Below are 6,202 nucleotides of genomic sequence, written 5' to 3'. Positions count from 1 at the left end.
GGCGAACGCCATCGGCGACCGGTCCGACGGGTTCGTGGTCCACGCTCCCGCTTCGGACACTGTTTCGGGTGCACCGCGGCCGGAGGAGAACGGCTCGGCCGACACCACCGCGGCGGTGGCCGCGTCCGGCAACCAGAACATCGACGGCATCCTGGCCGGCGTCCGTTGGGCCGACGGCTTCATCACCTACAGCGATCCGGATGCGGTCTCGGATTACCAGGCCGGCCATCCGGAGGCGTTCAGCGGCTTCGGGCAGATGACGGCGCAGCAGATGATCGCCGTCCACTTCGCCCTCAACTCCGCGATCTTCACGCAGCCCCTGGGCGCCGCCGGCTTCGGCGTCGAAGGCTTCACCAATCTCGGCATCGACTATGCCGGCAGCGGTTCGGGGGCCGGCACGATCCGTGTCGTCAACACCACCAACCCCAGCACGGCCTACGCCTATTATCCGGCCAACCAGGTCTATGGCGGCGACGCCTTCTTCGGGCCGAGCGGCGACCTGCCCACCGCCGGCAACTACGACTGGCACACCGTGATCCATGAGCTCGGCCATGCGCTGGGCCTGAAGCACGGCCAGGAGACCGGGGTCTACGGCGCCCTGCCGAGCAATGTCGACTCGATCGAATTCTCGGTGATGACGTACCGCACCTTCATCGGCGACGACACCAGCGGCTACAACTACGAGACCTGGGGGGCGCCCCAGACCTTCATGATGCTCGACCTCGCCGCCCTGCAATACATGTATGGCGCGAACTTCAACACCAACAGCGGCAACACGGTCTATACGTGGAGCCCGACGACCGGCGAGACCTTCGTCAACGGCACTATCGCCATCGACCCGGGCGGCAACCGCATCTTCGCGACCATCTGGGACGGCAACGGCGTCGACACCTACGATCTGTCGAACTATTCGACCAACCTGACCATCGACCTGACGCCCGGCGGCTATTCCGTCTTCTCCTCGGCGCAGCTCGCCTATCTCGGCGGCGGGCCGAACGGCGGATATGCCCGCGGCAATATCTTCAACGCTCTGCAGTATAACGGCGACACGCGGTCCCTGATCGAGAACGCCAACGGCGGCACCGGCAACGACACGATCCATGGCAACAACGCCGACAACACGCTGAACGGCAATGCCGGCAACGACGTCCTCGATGGTGTCAACGGCAACGATACCGTCAATGGTGGGGACGGCAACGACACCCTGTATGGAAACTCAGGGGTCGACGTGCTCAACGGTGGCGCCGGCAACGACTGGATCGAAGGCGGCTTCTCCGCCGACACCGTCGATGGCGGCGACGGCAACGACACCTTCTACGTGCGCGAGGGTGAATACGGCGACAACACCACGGGCGGCGCCGGGATCGACCTGCTCGATCTCAGCAACAACACGACGCACGGATCGATCGTGAACCTCGTCGGCGGGAGCTACGACTTTTCGCCGACCTTCGGCGGACCCTACACCATCACCGGGGTCGAGAATGTCAACGGCACCCAGCTTGCCGATGTGATCACCGGCGATGGCCTGGCCAATGCGATCAATGGCAATGGCGGCAATGATACCCTGCAAGGCGGCGCCGGGAACGATGCCGTCAGCGGTGGTGACGGCAACGATCTGATCCAGGGTGGCGACGGCAATGATACACTGACCGGTGGATCCGGCGTCGATCAGGTTTACGGCGATGCCGGCAACGACCGCTTCTACATCGAACAGGGATGGAACGGCGGCATCGGCGAGGCCTTCTTCGGCGGCGCCGGCATCGACACCTTCGATGCATCGACCGTGATCTTCACTGGCTTCGCCGCTTACATCAACCTTCAGGACGGCATCTTCTACGATCTGAACTTCCTGGACGGGCAGATCTGGCTGTCGAGCGTCGAAAACGCCATCGGGACCGACGAAAACGACAACATCACCGGTTCCGGCGAACAGAACGTTCTCGACCTCGGGGCCGGAAACGACACGGCGGACGGCCTGGGCGGCAACGATACGCTACTCGGCGGCGATGGCGACGACCTGCTGCGCGGCGGCGCCGGCGCCGACGTATTGAACGGCGGGGCTGGCGCCGATATCGCCAGCTACGCCGAGGGCACCGTCGGCGTGACCGTGGATCTGGGGGCCGGCACGGGTACGGGCGGCAACGCCCAGGGCGATACCCTGGCCGGCATCGAGAATGTCAACGGCACCAGCTTCGCGGACACGCTGCTCGGCAATGCCGGCGCCAATGTGCTGCGTGGGCTCGACGGCAATGATCTGCTGCGTGGCGGCGCCGGCGCCGACACGCTGAACGGCGAGGGCGGCGTCGACACCGCCAGCTACGCCGAAGGCACCGTCGGCGTGACGGTGAATCTGGGAACAGGGACCGGCACCGGCGGCAACGCCCAAGGCGACATCCTGATCGCCATCGAGAACCTCAACGGCACGAACCTCGCGGACACGCTGACCGGCAACGCCGGCGCCAACGTGCTGCGTGGACTGGACGGCAACGACCTGCTGCGCGGCGCCGCCGGCGCCGACACGCTCAACGGCGAGGCCGGCACCGACACCGCCAGCTACTCCGAAAGCGCTGCCGGGGTGACGGTGAATCTGACGGCCGGCACCGGTGTCGGCGGCAATGCCCAGGGCGACATCCTGCTCAGCATCGAGAACATCAACGGCAGCCAGCTCGCCGACACCCTGGTCGGCAGCGCCGTGGCCAACGTGCTGCAGGGCCTGAACGGCAAGGACACACTCACCGGAAACGCCGGGGCGGACATCTTTGTCTACGCCACGACCGGCGCCAGCGTGGTCGGGGCAAATCGGGATCTCATCACCGATTTCAGCCACGCCCAAGGCGACAGGATCGACCTGTCCGGTATCGACGCCAACAGCGTCGCGGCCGGCGACCAGGCCTTCTCGTTCATCGGAGCCAGCGCGTTCACCGGGTCGGCGGGGCAGTTGCGCGCCTTCGTCACCCTCGGCCAGACCCTTGTCGAAGGCGATGTCAACGGTGACGGCGTCAACGACTTCCAGATCCAGCTCAACGGCGCGCTCGCCCTCGTGGCGGCCGACTTCACGCTGTGACCCTGGCTGACGACGTCTAGGAAAGGTCTGTAACTTGCGAGGCCTGGGGGATGATGTCCCTCAGGCCTCGTTCTTTTCCAGCGCCCCGGCCTCCCCCGCCCCACCGATCAGATCCAGCCACTCCTGCTCCGTCACGGTGTTGACGCCCAGTTCGCGCGCCTTGGCGGCCTTGGAGCCGGCGTCGGCGCCGACCACGAGGTAATCGGTCTTGCTGGAGACCGAGCCGGCGACCTTGGCGCCGAGGGATTCGGCGCGGGCCTTGGCCTCGGGGCGGGTCATCGTCTCCAGCGTGCCGGTGAAGACCACGGTCTTGCCGGCCACGGCGCTGGCCACTGCACGGGGCCGCACGAAATCCTCGATCGTCAGCTGCACCGCCAGGTCGTCGAGCACGACCTTGTTGTGCTCCTCCGCGATGAAGGCCAGCAGGTCGTCCGCCACCGAGGTGCCGATCTGGTCGATCGCGATCAGGTCGCGCCAGGCCTCGCTCTCGCGGTCCTGCGCCGCCTCCATGCCGGCGCGCCAGACAGCGAAGCTGCCGTAGTGGCGGGCCAGCAGCTTGGCCGTCGCCTCGCCGACCTGGCGGATGCCGAGCGCATAGATGAAGCGGTCGAGCGGAACGGTCTTTCGCGTCTCGATCGCCTCGAACAGCTTCTGCGCGCTCTTCGGCCCCCAGCCTTCGCGCGCGCGCAGCGGCGTCAGGCTGCCCTTGTCCTGGGTCTCGAGCCGGAAGATGTCGCCCGGGGTCCGGATCATGCCGTCGGCGTGGAAGGCGCGGATGTGCTTGTCGCCGAGACCTTCGATGTCGAAGGCGTTGCGGGACACGAAGTGGCGCAGCCGCTCCACCGCCTGGGCCGGGCAGATCAGCCCGCCGGTGCAGCGGCGGATCACGCCGCCCTCCTCGCGCACCGCCAGGCTGCCGCATTCCGGGCAATGGTCGGGAAAGACGTATTCCACCGCATCGGCCGGCCGCTGTTCCAGGATCACGCGCACGATCTGCGGGATCACGTCGCCGGCGCGCTGCACCACCACGGTGTCGCCGATGCGCACATCCTTGCGCCGGATCTCATCCTCATTGTGCAGCGTGGCGTTGGAGACGACGACGCCGCCGACCGTGATCGGCTCCAGCCGGGCCACCGGGGTCAGCGACCCGGTACGGCCGACCTGGATGTCGATCGCCTTCAGCACGGTCTGCGCCTGTTCGGCCGGGAATTTGTGGGCGATGGCCCAGCGCGGCGCCCGGCTGACGAAGCCGAGCCGTTCCTGCCAGTCCAGCCGGTCGACCTTGTAGACCACGCCGTCGATGTCGAAGGGCAGGCCGGAGCGCTGGGCGCCGATGCCGTCGTAATAGGCCAGCAGCTCCTCGGCGTTGTGGCACAGCTGCGAGGGCTCGTTCAGGCGGAAGCCCCAGGCCGCCATGCGCTTGCGGATCTCCTCGATGGTCTTGCCCAGCGGCTCCGACACCTCGCCCCAGGCATAGCCGAAGAAGCGCAGCGGCCGGGATTTGGTGATGGCAGGGTCGAGCTGGCGCAGGGATCCGGCGGCGGCATTGCGCGGGTTGGCGAAGATCGGCTCGCCCGCCTCGGCCCGGCGGGCGTTCAGGGCGGCGAAATCGCTGCGGTCCATATAGACCTCGCCGCGGATCTCCAGCACGTCGGGCGCCGTGCCCTTCAGCCGCTGCGGCACGTCGTCGATGGTCTTCACATTGGCGGTGACGTCCTCGCCCTCGCTGCCGTCGCCGCGGGTGGCGGCCTGGACCAGCCGCCCCTTCTCGTAGCGCAGCGAGCAGGACAGCCCGTCGATCTTCGGCTCGGCCATGATGTCGACCACCCGCTCCGGGTCGTCGCGCAGCTCCTTGATGAAGGAGCGGACCGAGGACAGGAAGTCGTGCACATCCTCCGGCGCGAAGGCATTGCCGAGCGACAGCATCGGGATGGCGTGGCGCACCTTCTTGAAGCCCACGCCCGGCGTCGCCCCGACCTTGGCCGAGGGGCTGTCCGGCCGGATCAGCTCGGGGTATTGCGCCTCGATCTCGGCATTGCGGCGGCGCAGCGCGTCGTATTCCCCGTCGGAGATGGTGGGCGCGTCATGCTGGTGATAGGCGAGATCATGCGCCGCGATCTCGGCGGCCAGCGCCGCCAATTCCGCCGACGCCTCGTCCGGCGTCAGCGCGTCGACCGGCCGGCCGCGCAGGTTCTGATCGGTCATTCCCGCCCCTCTCGCGCAATTCCCCTGAATCACGCGGATCTGTGCATCACCTGGAAATTCTAGCGTCTGCCGCCCGATTCATCACGACATTCGATGAAATTCAGGAACGGTCGGCGAGCAGGCTGTCCGCCGCCGCGCGCGCTTCCGCCGTGATCCTCGCGCCGGATAGCATGCGCGCGATCTCCTCGCGCCGCTCTTCCACCGCCAGCGGCACGACATCGGTGACGACGGTGCCGGACCGTTCGGCCTTCTGCACCCGCCAATGATGGTCGGCCCGGGCCGCCACCTGCGGGCTGTGGGTCACGACCAGGACCTGGACCTGCTGGCCCAGCCGCTTCAGCCGTTCGCCGACCGCATCGGCCACCGCGCCGCCGATGCCGGCATCGACCTCGTCGAAGATCATCGACGGCAGGGCGCCGGGCGCGCCGCGGTGATGCACCAGCACCACCTTGATCGCCAGCATGAAGCGGGCGAGTTCGCCACCCGAGGCGATCTTGCCGATCGGGCCGGGGGGGCTGCCCGGGTTGGCCGCGACCAGGAAGGCGACGCGGTCGAGGCCGGCGGCATTCCAGTCCCCCTCCGGCAGCCGGTCGATCGCGGTGACGAAGCGGGCGCGCTCCATCTTCAAGGGCGGCAGCTCGGCCTTGACCGCCGCATCCAGCTCCGACGCCGCCTTGCCCCGGGCCTTGGACAGCGCCTCGGCCGCCTTGACATAGGCGGTGCGGGCCTCGGCCGCCGCGCTGGCCAGACGCGCGAGCACCGCGGCCCGGTCCTCGACCAGCGTCAGCCTTTCGCTGAATTCGCGCAGCAGGTCGGGCAGCGCCGCGGGTTCGACCCCATGCTTGCGCGCCATCGTCCGCAGGCCGTAGAGCCGGTCGTCCAGCCGCTCCAGCTCGCCGGCATCGAGATCGACATCGGCGGAAAAGCGCTCGA

Annotated in this window: 3 protein-coding genes; 1 reads left to right on the top strand and 2 read right to left on the bottom strand. The window is 67.9% G+C overall.

What is annotated here, in order from left to right:
• Positions 1-3,064: M10 family metallopeptidase C-terminal domain-containing protein (locus AC3XYG_RS20445; RefSeq protein ID WP_489141710.1), on the top strand; the 3,064-nt coding region annotated here is incomplete at its 5' end.
• A gap of 60 nt (positions 3,065-3,124) precedes the next feature.
• Here the strand turns inward: AC3XYG_RS20445 and ligA are convergent.
• Both ligA and AC3XYG_RS20435 read right to left on the bottom strand, forming a co-directional pair.
• Positions 3,125-5,269, bottom strand: coding sequence for an NAD-dependent DNA ligase LigA (gene ligA, locus AC3XYG_RS20440; RefSeq protein ID WP_489141709.1), 2,145 nt, complete (start codon positions 5,267-5,269; stop codon positions 3,125-3,127).
• A 100-nt stretch (positions 5,270-5,369) separates the two neighbouring features.
• The coding region (locus tag AC3XYG_RS20435; protein WP_489141708.1) for a DNA repair protein RecN at positions 5,370-6,202 on the bottom strand (833 nt) is incomplete at its 5' end.

Source organism: Inquilinus sp. (assembly GCF_057815775.1).
Note: the sequence above shows the minus strand (reverse complement) of the source record. Positions and strands in the feature narration are given on the sequence as shown.